The organism is Nostoc flagelliforme FACHB-838, assembly GCF_014698065.1.
Taxonomy (GTDB): domain Bacteria; phylum Cyanobacteriota; class Cyanobacteriia; order Cyanobacteriales; family Nostocaceae; genus Nostoc; species Nostoc flagelliforme_B.
Genome location: NZ_JACJSI010000014.1, coordinates 20,026 through 40,459, shown reverse-complemented (window position 1 = coordinate 40,459; position 20,434 = coordinate 20,026). Strand labels below are relative to the sequence as shown.

Below are 20,434 nucleotides of genomic sequence, written 5' to 3'. Positions count from 1 at the left end.
CCCACCTGAACTATCCCCCTAGCCTCATACTTACTCTTGTGATAAACGTCGCACTTCTTCACCCGCCAGCATCCGATGGGCTTGTGCCAAAATTTTTGGTATTTTATCGGCGTAGGGATTGTGGGCAAGACATTGCCGCAAGTCTAATTTATCTAGCTGGTCGGCTTTGTTGCCGGGGAACCAGTGGCCGCCATTGCCAAGCAAGTTGTAGCGCATTTTAGCGTAGTCTACCAAATCGTAAGCGATCGCTAAATTCCACAGCCACAAAATCACCCGAATATTTACCTCACCAGGGGTTTCCTCAAAGGCTGGTAGATTTGTTTCCCAGGTTTTTACCCAATCTTCTCCCAAAGTAGCGATCGCTTCTGATTCCAATCTTGCTAAAATTGGTGGCAAAATTTCTGATGACCGATCTATTAATTCTAAAGTCTTCAGATGTTCATCAAAATCTTGTGGTTTTGCTGCTCCCAAGCTCAGGGTGTGTACCTCTTGATGACTCAGACAAAACAAATCATTAAACACCATCGGACTCAAAGGGGCACAAAGATTTACTAATTTTTGTGGAGGTTCATACAACAAACCTCCTTTATTAGATGGACTAATGATAAACACCCCCATATCGTGCCGTTTAGCTGCTTCAATTGCCGCCCAATTCCATTGATTAATGTAGTACCAATGCAAATTCACGTAATCAAATTTATTGGTATTAATTGTCTGCACAATTGACTCTGTTGATCCGTGTGTTGAAAAGCCAATAAATCTAACTTTTCCTTCAGTTTGCAACTGCTGTGCTACTTCCAAACAGCCACCAGAACGGATACTGTAATCTAATGATTCAGGATGATTGATACCATGCAATCCTAAAAGGTCAACATAATCGAGCTGGAGATTTTTTAATGATTGTTCAAATGTGTTACGGAATTCTTTCGCATCTGCCGTTGGGCTGACTTTGGTTTGAACAATCAACTTTTCGCGGGGAAACTTAGGCAATATTCTCCCCAATTGCATTTCGGATGTACCATAACCACGAGCAGTTTCAATATGATTAATCCCAACTTCCAGCGCCCTTCTAATAGTCGCTTCCAGATTCGCCTGGTTATCAGCAGGAATTTCATTATTGGGAACATCCTGCCATTTAAACTGATATCTCATGCCACCGCAGGAAAACACTGGCATCTGTAATTCTGTGCGTCCAAATCGTCTATATAGCATCAGTAGATTGTGAATTGCTTACCAACTTAAAGTCTAATAACAAAAGTCATTCAAGCTTTTAATGCCACAAGAATTAACCCTGTTCAATTTGTAACACTAAATAACTGGGCAAGAATAAATCAAACTATGTTATGGCGGTTTTCAGTTGAGTAAGGTACAAGAATCCAGATTCCATGCGCTCTTTGCAAGTGAGGAGGTGACTATGATGTACCTGATGTGATTAGGAAAATTTATATGCAATCTAAAATTATCGGACTTACGCACACTCTGCGATTATTGATGTCTTCTCTGCGAGACGCTACCCGTTGGCGTAAACCGACGCAGCAAAAGGCGGTTCGATAAATTAAGCTTATATTTGCAAATTTTGCGTAAGCATTGAATTAATTAAATTTGACCACAGATGGTATTTTTATACAAGCAGAGAAAAAGTAAAATTGGGCTTCAAAGCCTCCCCGACCGTAGCAGAGAGGTAAGTAAAAAGTAATGCCAAAAAACGAGAAATTAAGACTTAATTCTCTAATATTAACTCAGGCGATCATCTATAGAAAGCTCTAATTTTTTAGCGATTAACCGGATACTAGGCTCTTGGAAAATACTAATGTGATCCCCAGGAATTTCATGTATCTCCAATCCTCCACCTGCCAACTTAGTCCAACCTAGTTTAGGCTCATCCTGAATACGTCTATCACTAGCCATCAAAAGAGTTATACGACCCAAGTAAGGTTGCGGTATATACTTTGTTGCATATTCTTTTACAATTTTAAAGTATGCCGCTCGGCTAACTAGATATTGGAGCTTTTTAATTCTAATAAATTTATTTTTCAGAGCGATATTACCATATTTTTCTGACAACCGTTCTATGGCATATCTTAGAAGATAGGCAGGCCCAATTTTTAAAAGTTGATTCAAGTTGTATGATAGGCTCTTGGATACAGACGCTTTTTTAATTGTACTTGGTACATAAGAATCAAACAAAGCTAGTAAAGCTATTTGCTGACCTTGTGATGACAATTGTTGAGCCATTTCAAATGCGATAATTCCTCCAAAAGAATGACCCCCCAAAAGATAAGGGCCTTCAGGTTGGAGAGTTCTTATTTCATTGATGTAGTGCGATGCTAATTCCTCTATCCCATTGAATCTAATTGGCATTCCTTGTCCATCCTCTGATATTAGGGCATAAACAGGTTGCTCTGAATCTAAATAAGAAACTAGAGATTGATATAAGCTAAAACCTTGACATAAAAATAAAGGTGGTTTAGAACCATTAACTTTAATTGGTACTAAAGACGATAAAGATGGTGAAAACTCTAATTGGCGAATAATTATGGCTAGTTGTTCAATAGTCGGATTTTGATAAAGAATAGCCAAGGGCATATCTTTTTTAAAGGCTTTTTGAACTTGGGCAAACAGGCGTATGGATAACAACGAGTTGCCTCCTAAATCAAAGAAGTTATCCTTGATGCCAATAGGCTTGATACCTAGCACTTTTTCCCAAATACTTGCCAGTTTGAGTTCTATCTCATCGTTGGGAGGGACAAAAGTTTCTTCTGCTTGTTGTCTAGTTTGAGCAGGTTCTGGTAGAGAACGGCGATCTATCTTGCCGTTAGGAGTCATTGGTAAAGCTTTCAAGATAACAAAGGCTGAAGGCATCATGTAAATAGGTAGTTTCTGCTGTATTAAACGACGCAGTTGCTCAACTTTAACTGTCTGTTCCAAGTTTAAAGTCAGATAAGCTATAAGACGTTTGTCACCCTGAACTTCTTCTCTGCTGATAACAACAGCTTCTTTCACAGAGGGGTGTTGTCTAAGGACAGCTTCAATTTCTCCTAATTCAATTCGGAAGCCACGTATTTTTACTTGGTGGTCAATACGACCAAGAAACTCGATATTACCATCGCTCAAATAACGTGCTAAGTCCCCAGTTTTGTAAAGACGTGCCCCTCTTTCAGAGCTAAAAGGGTCGACAATGAACTTCTCTTTGGTCAATTCTGGACGGTTAAAATAGCCTCGCGCTAGACCAATACCGCCAATGTACAGTTCACCTGATTCACCAACAGGCATAGGCTGCAAATTTTCATCAAGGATGTGAATCTCTGCATTGGTAATCGGACGGCCAATGGGAGCAATGTCGTAATTAGTACCGCGCTGGCAAGTCCAGAAAGTAGTATCAATGGAAGCTTCTGTCGGGCCATAACAGTTATGTAGAACATTGTTCAAATTCAGTTGGGCAAAAAAACGTTCTATAAGTTCGCCAGGTAAAGCTTCACCACCGCAGGTAATGTGCCTAATGAATCGGCAATTCTCAATTCCCTTCTCTTCTAGTAAGACACGGAGGATGGAAGGTACTAAGGCCAGGACAGTGATTTGCTGCTCAATAATTACCTTCACAAGGTAGGCTGTATCCTGATGTCCACCAGGACGAGCTATGAATAACTGCCCTCCAAAGCATAATGGCCAGAATATCTGCCATACTGAGGGGTCGAAGCTAAAGGAAATAGTTAGTAAAACTTTGTCTGCGTTAGTTAATCCAAAAGTTGTTTGCTTCCAGTGGAGTTGATTGCAGATCCCACGGTGAGGGATCATTACACCCTTGGGCTGTCCTGTAGAGCCAGATGTATAAATTACGTAGATGAGGTTATCAGCCGTAGTCTCATTTACAGGATTTTTTTGACTGTTTTGAATATTTTCTTGCCAGTCTAAGTCTAGACAAACCACTTGCGCCTGATGCGGTGGTAAATTCTTGACAAATTTTTCTTGGGTTAACAATATTGGTGTTTGGGTGTCTTCCAAGATAAAAGCTAAACGTTCTGAGGGATATGCCGGATCTAAAGGCACATAAGCGCCTCCAGCTTTGAGGATTCCCAGCAGTCCTACAATCATCTCCAAGGAGCGCTCTAGGCAAATGCCCACAAGTACTTCAGGCCCAACGCCTAAAGTACATAGGTGGTGCGCTAGTTGATTTGCCTGTTGGTTTAACTGTTGATAAGTAAGCTGTGTATTTTCACATACTACAGCTATTGCTTGGGGCGATCGCTCTACTTGCATCTCAAACATTTTATGGATGCACAGATCCTGATGATGATCTATACGGGGATCATTCCATTCTTGTATAACTTGAGTGGCGATCATGTGATTTAAGGTATTTAATGGAATATTTTGCTTATATTCTGAAGTCTGGCTATTTATCTCCATTTTCTACATATCAGCTCCATCAGGAAACGCAATTTTTATAATTTATTATTTATGTGTTTGTAACAAAATTATATGTAATACTGCACACTAACTTTTTCAATATAAAAACCTAGGATTAAAAAAATAAAAATTAGCTGGGTTCAAGTCTCACTAAATAATTGCGGTTTCTAGTTGTCAATACCCTTAAAAAACTATATATAGTTTCACAAATAATTGTATTTGAAGCTTTAGGCAATAGACTTCTAAGTTAACATAATAAGCATTATTATATTTATACAAAATGTTTTATTTTTAACTGAAACCTGAAAATACAATAAAAGTAAAAATCCTCAGTATAGTTGAGTTATAACCATAGACAAGAATTCAATTTGCAGCTTTAGTTTTAGTGAAAAAGTAGTTTTTTTTTGTTTTTTACTTAGCTAAATAGCTTAAATACTACATTTTTATTAAAAAACTCTATCTTTTTTTAGGGGAATTTTTTGAAATAAAAAATAATTATTACCAAATCTTTACCATGTTTCTTCAAATGTAAAAATTATGTAAAGCCTAAACCCTGAGTTTTCAGTAGATAAGATTGGATCTGTCTAAAATTTAATCTAGATACAAAAATCTATCAAAATAATTGGTTCTTTTTCAAGATGTGAAAATATTTATGATGCTGATATGGCAAGACTTATGGATGTCAGACATTGTTGAAAATACTTTCAGCTATTAAAATTTATTTTCATTAAACTGTAAGTAATTCTCTAGAGATACCTATGAAGCTGACCCAAATTCAACCACAAATATTCAATTATATAAATTTTTGTAACAATAATTAAACTTTTGATGCATTTTGTTGTATTCTGTTCGTGTAAGTTTTGTTAATCAGTAATTATGCCTAAATAATAAAGAAGTGTTATAAGCAAAAGTAAGTTAGTCTGGATAAATATGTTACGGAAACTCCGGAATAGATATTTAAGTATTTCAAATAAAAGCGTTTTTTGTATCAACCAGTTGTTGATATTACAAGCCCAGGATTAATACTATTGTCTTGGTTGCTAAATATAGCTTTGATTTGTATTGGTAGATATATAATGTAAATATCACTATTCAATATCTACGTAAACAAAAAAATAGTTCATCCTTCTGTCTTTATTATTTATTTATGATCTCAAGATAATGAGCAGATTATTAGATTTTAAAAGAATAAAACATTGATTGTATCGTATCTAGAACGGTGAATGCTAATTCATTAGACAGATATAAACGTTAACCAACATTGAGTCAGCTTAATCAATTAGGCTTAACGAAAGTTTTTTTATTTTTTTATATGTTGTATTAATGTAAATATAATTATTGCAATTTTCATTGCAGTGTATTTTTTGTTTTCATTTAATGCACTAAGGCTTTTCTACTTTGCTGAGTAATTAACTGCCTGCTTAAGAGAAATACAAAACTTTCGCATTCAGGAATTAAAACTTAAGAAAATCTTGTGATAAGTGATAACCTGATAAAAGCTAAATAGTGAAAATGTATTCTTTTCGCCTACTTGTATTAACACTATGTATTCTTAAGATATAAAAACTTATGATGAGCGATATACCACAAAAAGTAAAGTTACAAAATATATGTGTATTTAGTTATAAAATATATGTGTATTAATGATTCAAAATTAATGAATTAAACTAAATTAATAATTTGAAAATGCTAGAAAAGTACAGATTTCTAAGTAATTCCCTTTCAATGATAGTTAATCGGTTAGTTCAAAGCATTTCAACCTTTGTATTAACCGCTGCTATAGCTCGTACTCTAGGAGCTGAGGCTTTAGGTCAGTATTTGCTAGCATATAGCTACTATTTTATATTTGTGGGAATTGCTTCACAGGGTCTAAAAACATTGTTTACTAGGGAACTAGCCCGTGAGCCACAAAAAACCCCAGTTTATTTAATGAGTGGTACTTGGCTTCAGTTAATATTTAGTTTCTTCAGCTATGGGGCTTTGGTAATTGTAGTCTTTTTACTTCCCTATAGTGCTGAAACCTCGACTATTTGCTACATCATGGGCTTAACAATCATTCCTTTTGCCCTTTCTAACATCACGGAGGCAATTTTTCAAGCTAAAGAAAAGATGCATCTGATTGCAATTTCTACAGTCCCCGTTTATATCTTACGCCTAATAATAATGATTTGGGCGATGAAGCTGAAATACGGAATTGAATATCTAGCGGTAATCCTACTTTTCTCAGAAACACTAATTCTTGTAATAGAATGGATATTTATCATACGCCTGGTCAAAATACAATGGCAAATTGATGGGGATTTTGTATTGAATACAATCAAAAATGCTCGAACATTTTTTGCTATTGAAGGAATAGCTGTGATCGGTGGCAGAATTCAAATCTTGATTCTTTCATTGCTAGGAAATGAGTTTCTAGTGGGTCTATTTGGTGGAATCTCACAATTACTACAACCCTTTTTAATTATTGCTAACAGTGTAACTTTAGCAATCTTTCCAAGATTTTCAAAAGCGGTAGAGCAAGGACGGGACAAACAGAGACAGATAACTGAAAATATTATTGAAGTACTGTTAATGATGGCATTACCGTTGCTTCTTGGGCTGTTATTTTTTGGCAAAGATTTGCTAGTTTTTATTTATGATACTAGCTTTGCTGAAGCATATATAGCTCTCAGTTTAACTGCGGTCTCACTCATTTTCTTGCCATTCACACGTTCATTGTCCTACCTACTTGTAGCCAATGGTTTCGAGATAGTCAACCTACGTGAAGTAGTTATAACTACTTCAATAGGAAGCCTATTAGGCGTGGCATTAGTTTCACAATATCAGTTGCTAGGTGCAGCTATAATGGCATTACTAATGAATATTATTGGTTTTAGTCAGTATATTTACTTTACCTATAGTCGCCTATTTTCATTAGATTTATGGCGAATTATGCGGCGACCCTTAATAATAACCTTTTTGATGCTACCTATATTCCTACTATTGCAAAAAATTAGTTTAAATTTCATTTTAACTTTAATTATTGCAACTTGTGCTTATGGATTATCTATGACTTATTTCGGTATTCGTGCGTTTGGGGGGTTCCGTTTTTTGTGGGTAAAATTTTTAAGAGAGCAATAATTTTTTCCATCTAAAATTTTAATAGTAAGGTATGCAGATTGGTTAGATAAGTAAGTTAAATAAAAATATAATTTATAATTATGATTAAAGTTGCTTTATTACATTTTTGCTTTGAAGACTACACTATCGAATTAGCAAACAGTCTGGTTAAGTATGTTGATTTAACGTTAATTCATCCAGAGAGAATTTCACGTATTTGTAGCAAGGCTCTTGATTCAAATATCCGTGTAATTAGCTTTAAAAAACCACGGATGCGCGACCCGGGCAACCTATTGTCTATGGTCAATATGATGAATATTATCAAAGACATACAGCCAGATGTTTTACATGTGCAAGAAACTAACGATCCTTGGTACGATTGGACTTTGTTGCTCAACAAGATGCCACCATTGGTGACGACTATTCATGATATATTCCCTCACCCAGGGGATAAAATGAATGCTTTCGGTTCAGAGTACACTAAACGTATTAGCTTTTACCGTTCCCAACAGTTGATTGTCCATAGTCATCAACTAAAAAAGATTCTAATTGAGCAATTTCGCATACCTCAAGAGCGTATCAATGTTTTACCTCATGGGGAACTTGGTAGTTTATATCAGCGTCGGGGTAGTCAAGATATTCAACCCCGTGAGCCATTTACCTTGCTATTTTTTGGACGCATCTTCCCCTACAAGGGATTGAAGTATTTGCTTGAGGCTATGCCCTTAATTGCTGAGTGTATACCTGAAGTCAAGCTAATTATTGCTGGAAGGGGAGAAAACATAAAGCAGTATTTCCCTAATGGTTATGATGAGAAACGCTATGAGATTATCAATGACTTTATCCCGCTTGAAGAAGTAGGTAATTTATTTCAACGCAGCACAGTAACAGTTTTGCCATATATCGAGTCTTCTCAAAGTGGTGTAGCAGCCTTATCTTATGGAATGGGAACGCTGGTTGTAGCTTCTGAGGTTGGGGGATTGAGTGAAATAGTTCACCATAAAGAAGATGGGTTGTTAGTTCCACCCTGCGATGTTCGAGCGCTAGCTGATGCCATAATTAGTTTGTTAAGCGATCGCAATTTGCAACAACGTATGCAAACTGCTGCACTGGCTCGTTGCCAGCAAGATTTAAATTGGTCAAATATTGCTGCTCAAACAGCTGAAATTTATCAGAGAAAAATCAATATACATAGTTAGTTAATTTATGAAAAAATTACTAATTTTTGGGGAAAATGTATTCACGATTGTAGCTTTGCTGATGTATTCAGGGGCAATCCTAAATGTTGTTCTCTCAGGAGGAGCAGGACAGAGTGATATAGTAGAATACGATAGCTCCTTAATTCGGATACTTTTTTTCTTAATCTACGCAGTTACCTTATTTCTCCTAGTTTTGCGTTGGAAGAGAACTTTTTATTTCATTGTCATGGCTAAAGATATTTGGCTGTATTCTTTGGTTATAATGACGGCTGTTTCTGTTGCTTGGTCTTTTTCCCCATCATCAACATTAAAAGATAGTTTTACCCTAATTAATTCCAGTTTATTTGGTCTGTATTTTGCATCAAGGTACACCTTAAAACAGCAATTAAATTTACTTGCTTTGAACTTTGGTATTATTATAGTTTTAAGTTTTATTTTTGCTATAGCCTTGCCTAAATACGGGATACAAAACGACATTGGAAGCGGAAAGTGGCGTGGAGTTTTCGCCCACAAAAACGGTCTGGGAGCTAGGATGGTAACAAGTAGTATAATTTTTTTTATCCTTGGTTATCAAGCTCGAAGACGTAGTTGGCTTTTCTGGGGGGGGTTTAGCTTATCAATACTACTTTTAATTCTTTCCGTTTCCACTTCCTCTCTACTTACTTTATTAATTTTAATATTGGCATTTTTTGCTTTCTTAATTTGGCGTTGGCCATACCAGGTTATGATACCAGCTCTAATAATGATGGCAACTATCAGCCAAAGTTTATATTTTTGGTTTTCTAATAACGCCAATGTCGTGTTCAGTTTAATTGGAAAAGATTCGACACTTACGGGTCGAACAGACATCTGGCCATTAGTGATTGATATGATTTGGAAACATCCTTGGCTTGGTTATGGTTATAGCGGATTTTGGCACGGATGGGATGGCGAATCTGCTTATATTTGGCGCATAGTTGGATGGCCAGTAACCCACCCCCACAATGGTTATCTGGCTCTTTGCATGGATTTGGGTTTTATAGGGTTAGGGTTATTCTTTTTAGGATTTTGGCGCAGTTATGTGCAAGGATTTACTTACGTGCGTGGTAGTAAAACAGCATTAGATGTTTGGCCACTTATACACATGACATATATAGCTTTAGCCAGCACTACTGAATCTGCCTTGCTGGAATCTAATAGTTTGAATTGGATGCTCTATGTAGCAGTATCTCTTTCAGTCAGAATTAAGAGATGAAATTAGAGTAAAATCATGAAATAGAAAATGCTGAACTGTAATATAGGTATTGCAAAAACTTCTGAAATCATTGTTTTTATAGTGGTAATTTACACTAAACTAAAATTAATACAAACGTTTCCTGATTTAGATAAATACATTTTTTAGCAAAGCCTTTAAAACTAATACTTTATGTGTTGATTTTGAACATTGAAAAAACATTAGAATAATAAACTTGGCTTGAATTATTTCTTTCGTTGGTTGATTAACCAAAGATAGCTAAATTATGGAAAAAGTTTAGAAGATGCGTCAAACTAAAACTATCAATATTATTCTGCTAGGCCCTAGCTTACTCCAGCAGGGTGGCATTTCCAATTACGAGAAACTTTTTTTAGAATATGCTCCTTCAGAAGTAAATATACGTCATATTATTACTTACGAAGATGGAACTACAGCAATCAAAATGATAATATTTTTGAAAGCTATATGTAAATTTTTGTGGGTGTTAACAAGAGAAGAAGTTGATATTGTTCAATGTGAAATTTCACAGCGTGGCAATATTTTACGACAAGGGATTCTGGCACTTTTAGCTTGGATATTTCATAAGCCTATAATTCTACACGCTCACGGTAGCCAGTTTCATCTTTTCTATGCTGGGCTTCCTAATTGGATAAAAAAATTAGTAAATTGGGTATTTTGCAAGTGTCAACGCTTAATTGTATTATCCGAAAGTTGGAAAAGCTTCTACATCGAAAACCTTGGTCTTAAACCCGAAAAGGTTGTAGTTTTTTATAATCCAGTAAAAATTCCTACTGAAGTTCCACAACGTTCAGTCTCTACAAAAATAAACTTACTTTTTTTAGGGCGAATTGGTCAACGTAAAGGAGCATTTGATTTGATAAAAGCCTTTTCTATTTTACCTACTGAATATAAAACTAGATCAAGTATGATTATGGCGGGAGATGGAGATATAGAACAAGCACGCAATTTAGTTACGACCTTGAATCTAGAAGATTATATAAAGTTGCCTGGCTGGATAGGATCAGATGAACGCGATATTCTTTTAACTGAAGCAGATGTTTTTGTATTGCCCTCTTACAATGAAGGTCTTCCATTATCAATGCTGGAAGCGATGGCTTGGGAGTTACCAGTAGTAGTCACACCAGTAGGAGGCATACCTGAAATAGTTACTCAATCTGAAAATGGATTAATCGTCAATCCAGGTAATGTTGAGGAGTTATCAGCTGCTGTGAAGTCCTTAATTGAAAATGAGGCTTTGAGGCTTTCTCTAGGAGCTAAGGCGAGAACAAGTGTTTTTCCTCTTGATATCAAAAATCACTGGCTTTCTTTACTTGATTTGTATAGTTCAGTGTTAAATTCAGATGATCAATAATCTGAGTATAAACAGCTAGCAACTGCAAAAGTGAAAGTTGTAAGGATGCAGATATAAAGTTATTGAGACCAGTTTTGTCAGATATAACCATAGGTTCCCCAAAATAAATATTTACCAAAGTTATCACTCAATAGCAAGTCATAAATGACTGCTGCATAAATGTGCCCAAATGGGAAGTAAATTTGTAACTTAGATGGTCTATACTATTGTCATATTGTAAAATCATACCAGTCTTGCTTGTCAATTGCACTGGTTTGTGATTACTCTAGTGAGTCAATTTTTAGTTTGTTGCTTAAGACCTGTAATTTGGAAGATTTATGTCAGAAAAATCTATGGAATCTAGAGAATCTATTGATTTAGACCTTAATCGTTACTTATTGATATTGAAACGGTGGTGGGTACCTGCTATCACTATATTTGTGGCTACAGTTCTTCTGAGTGCTATATCTACAAAGTTTATAAAGGCAGACTATGAAGCAGAAGGAAAGCTGTTATTCAGAATTCCTTCTTTCAAAGTAGGAGGGAATAATCTTTCGCCTGGTTCTTCCGAAGGAGGAGACTCAGGAGATTTAAGACCCTTAGTAGCAACTCAAAATCCTATAAGTAGTCAGATAGAAGTTATCTCTTCCCCTACTTTGTTGCAGAAAACAATAAACAAGCTACAACTCAAAGACAACGAAGGTGAGCTTTTGGAAGTTCGAGCGCTACAAAAAGCCCTGAACCTAAAAATTGTTGGTGGGACAGATGTATTGCGAATTAGCTATAGCAGCCCTGATCCAGAAGAAGCAGCGGCTGTGGTCAACACAATTATGGCTTTTTATTTAGAAAATGATATTCTGACAAATCGCCTTGAGGCAGGAGCAACTCGTCAGTTTATGGCCAGGCAGCTTCCTAAAACTCAAGCCGCTGTTAATAATGCGGAAGTAGCACTACGTATATTTAAACAAAAGAATCAGATTGCAGATTTATCGGAGGAAACAAGGTCAGCAGTTGGGACTATTGGAAATCTAGACAATGAGATTAATACTGTTAAGGCTCAACTAGATGAGGTAAATGCTCAAACAAACGAACTGCGCCAAAAAGTAGAGCTAAATTCTCAGCAAGCGATCGCTGTGAGTGCGCTCAGTCAGTCACCCCCAGTACAAGCAGTTTTAGCACAACTTCAAGACACTGAACGGCAGTTAGCGGTTGAGCGTAGCCGTTTTCTAGATGATAATCCCGTAATTATTAACCTAGAAGCAAAAAAAACTAATTTAAAATCTCTCCTACAACAGCAAATTAGCCAGACTGTTGGCAATCAGAGACAACTTCCTCAGAGTCTACTGCAGATTGGAGAACTCAGACAAAGCCTGATACAAAATTTTCTGCAATCAGAAATACAGCGCTTTGGTTTAACTCAAAGACTTTCTTCTCTATATAATTCTCGTTCTAGTTACGAACAGCGGGTGAAACTCATACCCCAATTAGCACAAAATCAGCGGGAGTTAGAACGGAAAGTTGAAGTTGCAGAATCTACTTATCAAACTCTATTGAAAAAGGTTCAAGAATTACAGTTAGTTGAGAATACAAACACAGCTAGTTCTCGTATTATTGCTCCGGCTTTAGTACCTAAAGATCCAGTAGGAGGCAAAAAAATAATTGTTTTAGTGCTAGGAGTAATGTTTGGTTTATTTTTTGCCACCACAACTGTCCTCTTCCTAGCTATGAGAGATAGATCTCTTAAAACACTTAAAGAAGTTAGAGATGTATTGGGATATCCTTTGTTGGGAATTGTGCCTTTATCTGTTAAAAAGGTTCGTTCCCGTTATTCAAATGCAGACTCAACACTTCAACAAATTGCTGTCCGAGATACTCCTCACTCTTTAACGAGCGAAATGTATCGGATGATTCAAGCTAATCTGAAATTTCTGAGTTCAGACAAAGTACTCAAAACTATTGTTGTAACTAGCGCAGTTCCAAAAGAGGGCAAATCTACAGTTTCAGCTAATTTGGCTGCTGCGATCGCTCAACTAGGACGCCAAGTTTTACTAATTGATGCAGATATGCGAGTTCCTTCGCAGCATGATTTCTGGCAACTAACAAATTCAGTTGGTTTGAGCGAAGTTATTGTAGGCCAGGCTGAATTTGACATTACTGTATCTAAGGTAATGGACAACCTTGATGTTTTAACCGCTGGAGTTAGACCTCCCAACCCACTTGCTTTGCTTGACTCAAAACGGATGGCATCACTAATTGAAAATTTATCATCTCGATATAACTATGATTTTGTAATTATTGATGCTCCTCCCCTCCTTTTAGCAGCTGATGCTTTGACTTTAAGCCAAATGACTGATGGGATTTTGTTAGTAGCCCGACCTGGGGTAATTGATTCTAACAGTGCAGCTGCTGCTCGAGAAATGCTAGAGAGATCGAGTCACAACGTCTTAGGTTTAGTTGTCAATGGTATCATTGATAAAAATGAATCTAATAGTTATTTCAACCATGCTAAAGAATACTTTACTCACCAAGATTTGACAAAAGAAGTTAAGCAACAAAAACGTATTCCCGACAAAAGCTCTGTATAAATTAGTATTTTGTCTCACAAGTGAACTGAACACCATAACTGGATATATTATGCCTGTTTAATTAGCTACAAAAAATAAGCCTGCCAAGGCAGGCTTATTTTTTGTGTAAGGGTAGACTTCAGTCTGACGAAACTATAGGCAGATAGCAGGACATGATATTACAGTTACTTCTATTGGTATGCCCCAATAGTAAACTTATTAGCAGGACGAGACTTTCCGGCATGATCAGTTTTCAGATCCTTCCAATAGTAACCCTTATTGATTGCCGCACTCGTTGATTTGAGTCTAAAGTCACCAGTTGAGGGATTTATGAACTGTGGGTCTCCAACAACATCGTGAATTCCCCTCACAACGCTCACGGCACCTTTGGGGTAAAGATTGTAGTCATAAATAACATTGGTATTGTTCGTGTTTTTGTTCACCTGTTGACCAGAAAAACCATGGATAATGTTATTGTAAATTTTGACATCCCTTGAATAACCAGCAGCAAGTTGCACTTCTGAAAGCTCTGGGCTTTGCCCGTTCCCATATACCGTGTTGTTGACAATATCTATATGCTCACTTTCATGAGCAATAACACCCCCACCACCATTGTTGTAGCTAATATTGTTTGCAATTAAAGTCCGTCCCTTGTATCCACCATTTTTACCCTTTTTTGAAGTATCGACAATAATGCCACCACCGTCTGAGATTCTTCCGGATGAAAGAGTGCGAACGTACTGGCGATTGTTATAGGTCTTGTTGTTGGTTATAAAGTGCTTGTATCCCCGGTTATTGTCATAATCCGCATTTAGAAAAAACGAAATGCCGCTATTACCATAGAGACTATACCAGCAGTTATTAAACACAGTGTTATTATCCACCTTCACATAATCAGCCGCAATTACTGAGATGCCTCCTCCTGGACAGTCATGCACTTTGTTGTTCAGAATATTTATGTGATGAACAGTACGTTGGCGTCCGTCAATACTTATACAGCTTCCGTTTGTAAGTGGATTTGATGTATTATACTGCTGACTTAATGCATAACTACGGCTTATACTTGCATTGTTCCCTATTACCTCCAGCCCGTCGATCTCAATATATGAAACTCCATCTCCCAAAGAGATACCATTCCATGTATTGTGCTTAATTTTTGGAGAATGCCCAGGATATGCTTGAAATTTAATCCATGCTTTGGCAGTTCCAGAACGTTTAATACTTAGTACACTCCCACGATCGGGTTCATTCTTGTATTCACCGTTCATAATCCTTACCGTGTCACCAGGTTTAGTAAGGTCTGCTGCCCTTTGAATTGTCTTAAAGGCTGATGAGGTAGTGCGTCCGCTATTTCTGTCGTTTCCGGTAGCACTAACATAGTATGTTGTTGCGGTTGAAACCTGACTGATCAGCTTGCGGCTAGGTAGTTGCATTTTCTGATCAGTAGATGACTGACGAACGTCTTTAAATAAAGACTCTGTTATTGCCTTTCCTTGAACCAGACCTGTTAATGCCCAAGGAAATACAAGAGATGCGCTCAAACTAAGAAAACCGAAACCATGAATCATCATAGGGAAAAATAGGGTATGTTGCAAAAACTCAATCGTCAACAGTCACTAACTCTAGCCTTAGTTAGTAACTCAGCATTGGATACAGTCGTTTAACTGCCATTTGTAAGTTTATACACAGTTTTCTAGGTTTGCACCTGCGAATTTTCGCGTAAATCTAGCTGAACTGCTTTTTTAGCTAGTGTTCCAAGAAATAGCAAATATCTGGTAAAAGTACTGAAGAAGAATTCTCAGTATCCAGAGTTACTTCATTAATGGGTACTAAACAACCGTACAAATGGTGTCATTTCCAATTCGAAATCATTCTACTGTGTATACGCGGTATCTGTGGTCAAGATAGTATATCTGTCATCAATTAGTTAATTTACTTAAATAATTCTTATGATAATAATAATCACTAAATCATAGAAAACAATTTATAGTATGCTTTCTATCGTTCCTTGTTTCTAAAATATTCTCATTATCATAATAAATCTGAATACCTAATAATAAGGTTTGCGAAAGCTTCTTAATCCACATTAAAAATTTTCAGTAATATGTTTAGAGTTTGCGCAGTTTGTCAATAAGTAATATTACTTAATAAGTATAATAGTGGCGCATAGAAAATACAATCTTGAAGGAAGTGATGTCTATTCTAATTGACGCTTTCTTAAGAAACCGCATTTGTTTGGGGCTGACGAATAAAGTTAAAACTTAATTGTTGTGCCTTTTTATGGAGATTATTAACTGTTTGTTCACGATAGCGTTGCTTATAATAAATAGTCCATGCCAGGATCTTTATAGTCACCACCTTTTGTTCAAAGTCGATACGAAAATAAGTGCTAGCTTGTGATTGCTGTGATGGCTTTGGGAGCGCCGAGGCGAGACGTAGACAACAATATAAATGCGCCTAAAGCAGAATTACTCTTGCCTGCGGTTTGTGTTTTGACGTGATAGGTAGTAAGAAAATACAAACATAAAAATGTGACAGATGGATTCACATTTGATGCCGTTATCTCCCAGAAGTTAGTTTATAAACTTGGGTCATGAGCTTATATTGTCATGAATAATTGTTTGATTTATAAAGGTAAAGAGGTTGAAGCATTAAGGCAAGCAAGAGGAACAAATCTCATTTATTTACTGCCTTACTTTCGCGATTTCTTATCAATTGAAAATAGAAGAGTCAAAAATCAAGAATATACTACGTTCTACCGATCCCCAAATTTATCCTTTTTTAGGGAAAACACTTGAAGAAGCTTTTAATAAAGTGTTTTTAAAAATATCCAAAGGTAGTTAAGTCACGCATTTCAGTAGACTAAGAAATGCTATATTAGCTCTTAACTATTGAGTTTTGATTCAAGGATAGTGCAATCTAAGGGACGAAGAAGATTAACCAACATCCCTAATTTGCATCTATATCTTAAACTATAGTCCGAACAAGTTCAGAAGATTAAAGATAACACCTAAAGGGCCAGTTATAGTATTTACGGTATCGCCAGTCTTGGCTGAACCAGATCGATTGACTACTACAACATCATTATTACGGAGTATGGGATTGGTTTGCTCATTAATCCCAGCCGAGAAATCCACTTTTACTATACGTTTAGTGACAGATCCATTAGGGTTAAGGCGAATCAAATCAACAGCATCACTACTAGCTCTGGCATCATTAAATCCGCCAGCAGCGAGTATAGCTTGATTTAATGAGCTATTTGGCTGAACATCTGTTAACCCTGGGTTTTTAACTTCGCCTACTACACCAACTTGAATTCGTGTAGGAGATAAAGTAGTGGTAGCTAATTGAGTTGCTTCTGCCGGGTTGATTTCAGTCGCTGTCGGAATAACAATCGTATCTCCGTCTTGTACGATGATGTCTTGACTGGCATCACCACTCTGCAATAGTTGCCAAAGATTAATATCTATAGCTTGTTCTGAACCAGTTCTTGTAGGTCGGCGTAGCCTGAGATTACGAACATCAGCCTGTGCTGTAATTCCCCCAGCTAATTGAATTACCCGCGTCACATTTGGTAGACCTGTGGGACTGCCAGCGCCAGTAGTGTTTGCGCCCTCCTGGTTATCTGTGTTGCCTGGGGTGACAAGATACGAACCGGGACGGTTAACTTCACCAATAATTGTTACTGTGCGGGGTGTGGTTTGGCTGGCGGCAAAGTTAGCTGCAAATAAGTTGCGGGATTCTGCCACGTTGAAGTTGGTTGCAGTTGGCACAACTATAGTATCTCCATCCCGCAAGGTAATATCCTGTGATAACCTGCCTGTTTGAATGAGTTCCTTCAAATTAACGGTGACGGTTTGCTCTGAAGAACGTCCTATTTTACGTCGTAATTGAACTTGAGTCACATCCGCAGCTAAAGTTACCCCCTGCGCTGTTGTTAATGCAGCTAATACAGTCGGGTATTGTACGCCTGGATTGTTCCCAGCTCCTCCGCTCAAATTCAGAGTATAAGCTCCCGGACGTGTCACCTCTCCAGCAACGAAAATATTAATGGGACGAGGTGATAACAGATTGACTGAGATCAAGGGACGTTTGAGGAAGCGAGCATATCTTCTAGCAATTTCGTCAGATGCCTGTTCAGCTGTTAGTCCGAGGACTGATACACTACCAATTAGAGGTAAGTTGATTGCTCCACCTGGGGGAATTTGATATTCACCTGTGTACTCAGGTACTTCAAATACATTTACACGAATGAGATCCCCGCCTCCTAATGAGTAATTCGTATCTATTTGTGTTTGTGTGGTTGGTGGTTGTGTAGTTGGTGGTAATGGTTGTCCCTGAGCTAAACTGGCAGATGACACAGCGGCATTGACAGCAGTTAACAAAGCCATACCCACAACTGGCTGAGTTAGGAATTTAGACAAACTTTTGTTAAGCATATTTACCTGAGACTCTGAAACTACGATCAATAAAGTACTGTCTAAACATTTTTATTTTGACTATACCTAAGTATTCAAGTTCCCCGACACTCTTATTTTCCTAGAAAAGTGTGATTTTCCGGAGGGAATTTGTTTATTGAATTTAAATTTTTAGTGAAGTTAGCTTAAAGTTGACACTTATTGAATGAAGGAATTATCAAAAAATATGCTTCTTCAGTACTTATCAATGCCAAATTATTGGCTATAACCATAAAATAATATTCAAAATTGTATTGAAAGATTACTAAAACCAGTACAAAAATTGATTCATAAGGAATATTTATTATTAGTTATAAGTACAATAAGATTATTTGCTAAAGACATTTACAATCGTGGTTCATGAAAATTTTCACAGAGCTTCTTGATTTAGGCGGCATAAAAATAATATCACATCGTCTTCGGGGATTCAAATAAGAATTTTACAAAGCAAATCGAAAAAATTAGATACTAGTTTTTCTAGGTGTGGCACGAAAAGCCATAAATTACATCAAAAGAATCGATATGTTGTTAAAACTTAGCTTTGGGAGAAAAAGTATTTTTAGGAATAAATAGGTGACAATTCAAATGGAGAAAATGTAAAAATCTATTTAGTGAATATCTCGATTTTGTAACGAATAAAATAACTTATAGAATATAGCTGGTACACAAAACCATACAAGAAGTTTTAGAGAATGATATGCACAGCATAGCATCAAAAAGGATATTTATAACTTTTATAAAATATAACAGATGTTAAAAAATGCATCTGATAGCGCGGCGAGTATGCGCTACTGCGGCGGAATTTTCTAATTTAAAACCCTTGAATTTAAAAAAAAACTTGGACTTTATAATATAGCTCTGATTAAAGCAAAGAGGTATTACAATTAGTTTGGCATGATACTACTGAAGAAGAATTTTTACTTTGTTCTCCGATTACTGAATCAGTGTTCCAGAGAACGGCAATAAATATAAGATAGAAGCGATCGCACTAAAGTTATATAGCAATCCTCAATGATTTATGAAATTCTCCGTTTCTTCTCTTGGCACATTTTTCTACGAGATGATTCTCTAGCAGAGGCTTCACCAACGTGTTGACATAGTGTCTCGCAGGGTCTCTCTCGTTAGAGAAGAATGAAATAAGTTTACGAAGGATTTAAAATTGCTAGATGAGGAAAATTATTACCAAAGGCTGATGTAAATAATTAAGTAGGAGTTATTTATGGCTTTAAGCAGGCTTTAGCATAACTTATCCCTTTTGAAAAAGATAAAACTTAAAATTTTTAACTCTAAAAGAATAGTTTAACCAGATACACTAATGTCTATAATGGGGTGTAAGGCTAGTTTGCGTAGCGTATTGTAGCCAAAATTCCCTATTGGCGATATTTGTTGATTTGTTCACAATTGTTCGTTTCTATATTTGAATTTCAGGAGATAAAGAGTTTTATTGAGCAGTAATACTTACTGACTAATTTACAATTCTTGATGTTCGATTTTTCAAGTAAAGTTTGTTGTATTTTCAAGAAAACAGCCCTGATAAACTGTTAATGTTGAAATTAATGAAAGTAAAGTTCGAGCGCAATTATATGCGTATCAAGTTTTTAACTAAGCTTAAGAGTTGGATAATTAGCGTTAAATTTATAGCAATTATTTTAGTTTTTCAGGAATCTTGAACAGATTATATTCATTAAGTAAACAACTTCCACAAACTGAACTCCGAACCCCAATGATGAATCATTACTCACTTCAATGGATTGAGGCATGGTGCCAAGAAAATGGCTGGACAGATTTGTTTGTAGAGCGACGTAACAACTTCTGGGCTTTTCCTCCGGGTGGGGTAATGCCAGAGCCAATCCCAGTTCATGCTCTTAGATTAATTAAAGCCGAAAATGGACTGACTTTTGAAGAGCGATTGTGGTCGATGTCCGCAGTAATTGGTACAATCTTAGCTGTTCTTTTTACCTTTTGGTTTCAGTCGCCAATGCCATTAGTTTTAGCTTTCGCTTTGAACGCCGTTACGGTGGCTCAATTTGAACTTGAAGATGTCTAAATCTTTATTTTGGGCTTTGCTATTAAAACTGCTCTTGCTGAGAAGACAAGAGCAGTTTTTAATTTAATGATTTGTATAG

General features: G+C 36.6%; 10 protein-coding genes. 6 read left to right on the top strand and 4 right to left on the bottom strand.

All coding sequences use genetic code 11. The features are described from left to right. Positions 1–30: 30 nt before the first annotated feature. The gene (locus tag H6G97_RS09990) at positions 31–1,212 is read right to left on the bottom strand and encodes an aldo/keto reductase (RefSeq protein ID WP_190940460.1); all 1,182 of its coding nucleotides are present in this window, start codon (positions 1,210–1,212) and stop codon (positions 31–33) included. Between the two features lie 522 nt (positions 1,213–1,734). Further along, positions 1,735–4,404 carry a non-ribosomal peptide synthetase gene (locus H6G97_RS09985; protein WP_242054878.1) on the bottom strand — a complete coding sequence of 890 codons (2,670 nt, stop codon included), beginning with the start codon at positions 4,402–4,404 and terminating at the stop codon, positions 1,735–1,737. A 1,686-nt stretch (positions 4,405–6,090) separates the two neighbouring features. Here H6G97_RS09985 and H6G97_RS09980 point away from each other — a divergent pair. From H6G97_RS09980 to H6G97_RS09960, 5 genes are all read left to right on the top strand, one after another. Next, the gene (locus H6G97_RS09980; RefSeq protein WP_190940524.1) at positions 6,091–7,524 is read left to right on the top strand and encodes an oligosaccharide flippase family protein; all 1,434 of its coding nucleotides are present in this window, start codon (positions 6,091–6,093) and stop codon (positions 7,522–7,524) included. 80 nt (positions 7,525–7,604) lie between these two features. Continuing rightward, on the top strand, positions 7,605–8,702 hold the full coding sequence (locus tag H6G97_RS09975; protein ID WP_190940459.1) for a glycosyltransferase family 4 protein: 1,098 nt from the start codon (positions 7,605–7,607) through the stop codon (positions 8,700–8,702). Between the two features lie 7 nt (positions 8,703–8,709). Beyond that, positions 8,710–9,936, top strand: coding sequence for an O-antigen ligase family protein (locus H6G97_RS09970; protein WP_190940458.1), 1,227 nt, complete (start codon positions 8,710–8,712; stop codon positions 9,934–9,936). A 283-nt stretch (positions 9,937–10,219) separates the two neighbouring features. Next, on the top strand, positions 10,220–11,308 hold the full coding sequence (locus H6G97_RS09965) for a glycosyltransferase family 4 protein (protein WP_190940457.1): 1,089 nt from the start codon (positions 10,220–10,222) through the stop codon (positions 11,306–11,308). A 317-nt stretch (positions 11,309–11,625) separates the two neighbouring features. Next, on the top strand, positions 11,626–13,872 hold the full coding sequence (locus tag H6G97_RS09960) for a GumC family protein (protein ID WP_190940456.1): 2,247 nt from the start codon (positions 11,626–11,628) through the stop codon (positions 13,870–13,872). 170 nt (positions 13,873–14,042) lie between these two features. On the opposite strand, the gene H6G97_RS09955 is transcribed toward H6G97_RS09960, so the two are convergent. Both H6G97_RS09955 and H6G97_RS09950 read right to left on the bottom strand, forming a co-directional pair. Then, positions 14,043–15,461, bottom strand: coding sequence for a right-handed parallel beta-helix repeat-containing protein (locus tag H6G97_RS09955; RefSeq protein WP_242054876.1), 1,419 nt, complete (start codon positions 15,459–15,461; stop codon positions 14,043–14,045). Between the two features lie 1,362 nt (positions 15,462–16,823). Beyond that, a complete protein-coding gene (locus H6G97_RS09950) occupies positions 16,824–18,290 on the bottom strand; it encodes an SLBB domain-containing protein (RefSeq protein WP_190940455.1) in 1,467 nt (488 codons plus the stop codon). Between the two features lie 1,741 nt (positions 18,291–20,031). Between H6G97_RS09950 and H6G97_RS09945 the strand changes: the two genes are divergently transcribed. After that, positions 20,032–20,355, top strand: coding sequence for a slr1957 family protein (locus H6G97_RS09945; RefSeq protein WP_190940522.1), 324 nt, complete (start codon positions 20,032–20,034; stop codon positions 20,353–20,355). Positions 20,356–20,434 lie beyond the last annotated feature (79 nt).

Coding starts and splice junctions, on each gene's coding strand:
- H6G97_RS09945 (WP_190940522.1), top strand. CDS start 20,032: ATGATGAATCATTACTCACTTCAATGGATTGAGGCATGGTGCCAAGAA.
- H6G97_RS09980 (WP_190940524.1), top strand. CDS start 6,091: ATGCTAGAAAAGTACAGATTTCTAAGTAATTCCCTTTCAATGATAGTT.
- H6G97_RS09950 (WP_190940455.1), bottom strand. CDS start 18,290: ATGCTTAACAAAAGTTTGTCTAAATTCCTAACTCAGCCAGTTGTGGGT.
- H6G97_RS09960 (WP_190940456.1), top strand. CDS start 11,626: ATGTCAGAAAAATCTATGGAATCTAGAGAATCTATTGATTTAGACCTT.
- H6G97_RS09985 (WP_242054878.1), bottom strand. CDS start 4,404: ATGGAGATAAATAGCCAGACTTCAGAATATAAGCAAAATATTCCATTA.
- H6G97_RS09970 (WP_190940458.1), top strand. CDS start 8,710: ATGAAAAAATTACTAATTTTTGGGGAAAATGTATTCACGATTGTAGCT.
- H6G97_RS09975 (WP_190940459.1), top strand. CDS start 7,605: ATGATTAAAGTTGCTTTATTACATTTTTGCTTTGAAGACTACACTATC.
- H6G97_RS09990 (WP_190940460.1), bottom strand. CDS start 1,212: ATGCTATATAGACGATTTGGACGCACAGAATTACAGATGCCAGTGTTT.
- H6G97_RS09965 (WP_190940457.1), top strand. CDS start 10,220: ATGCGTCAAACTAAAACTATCAATATTATTCTGCTAGGCCCTAGCTTA.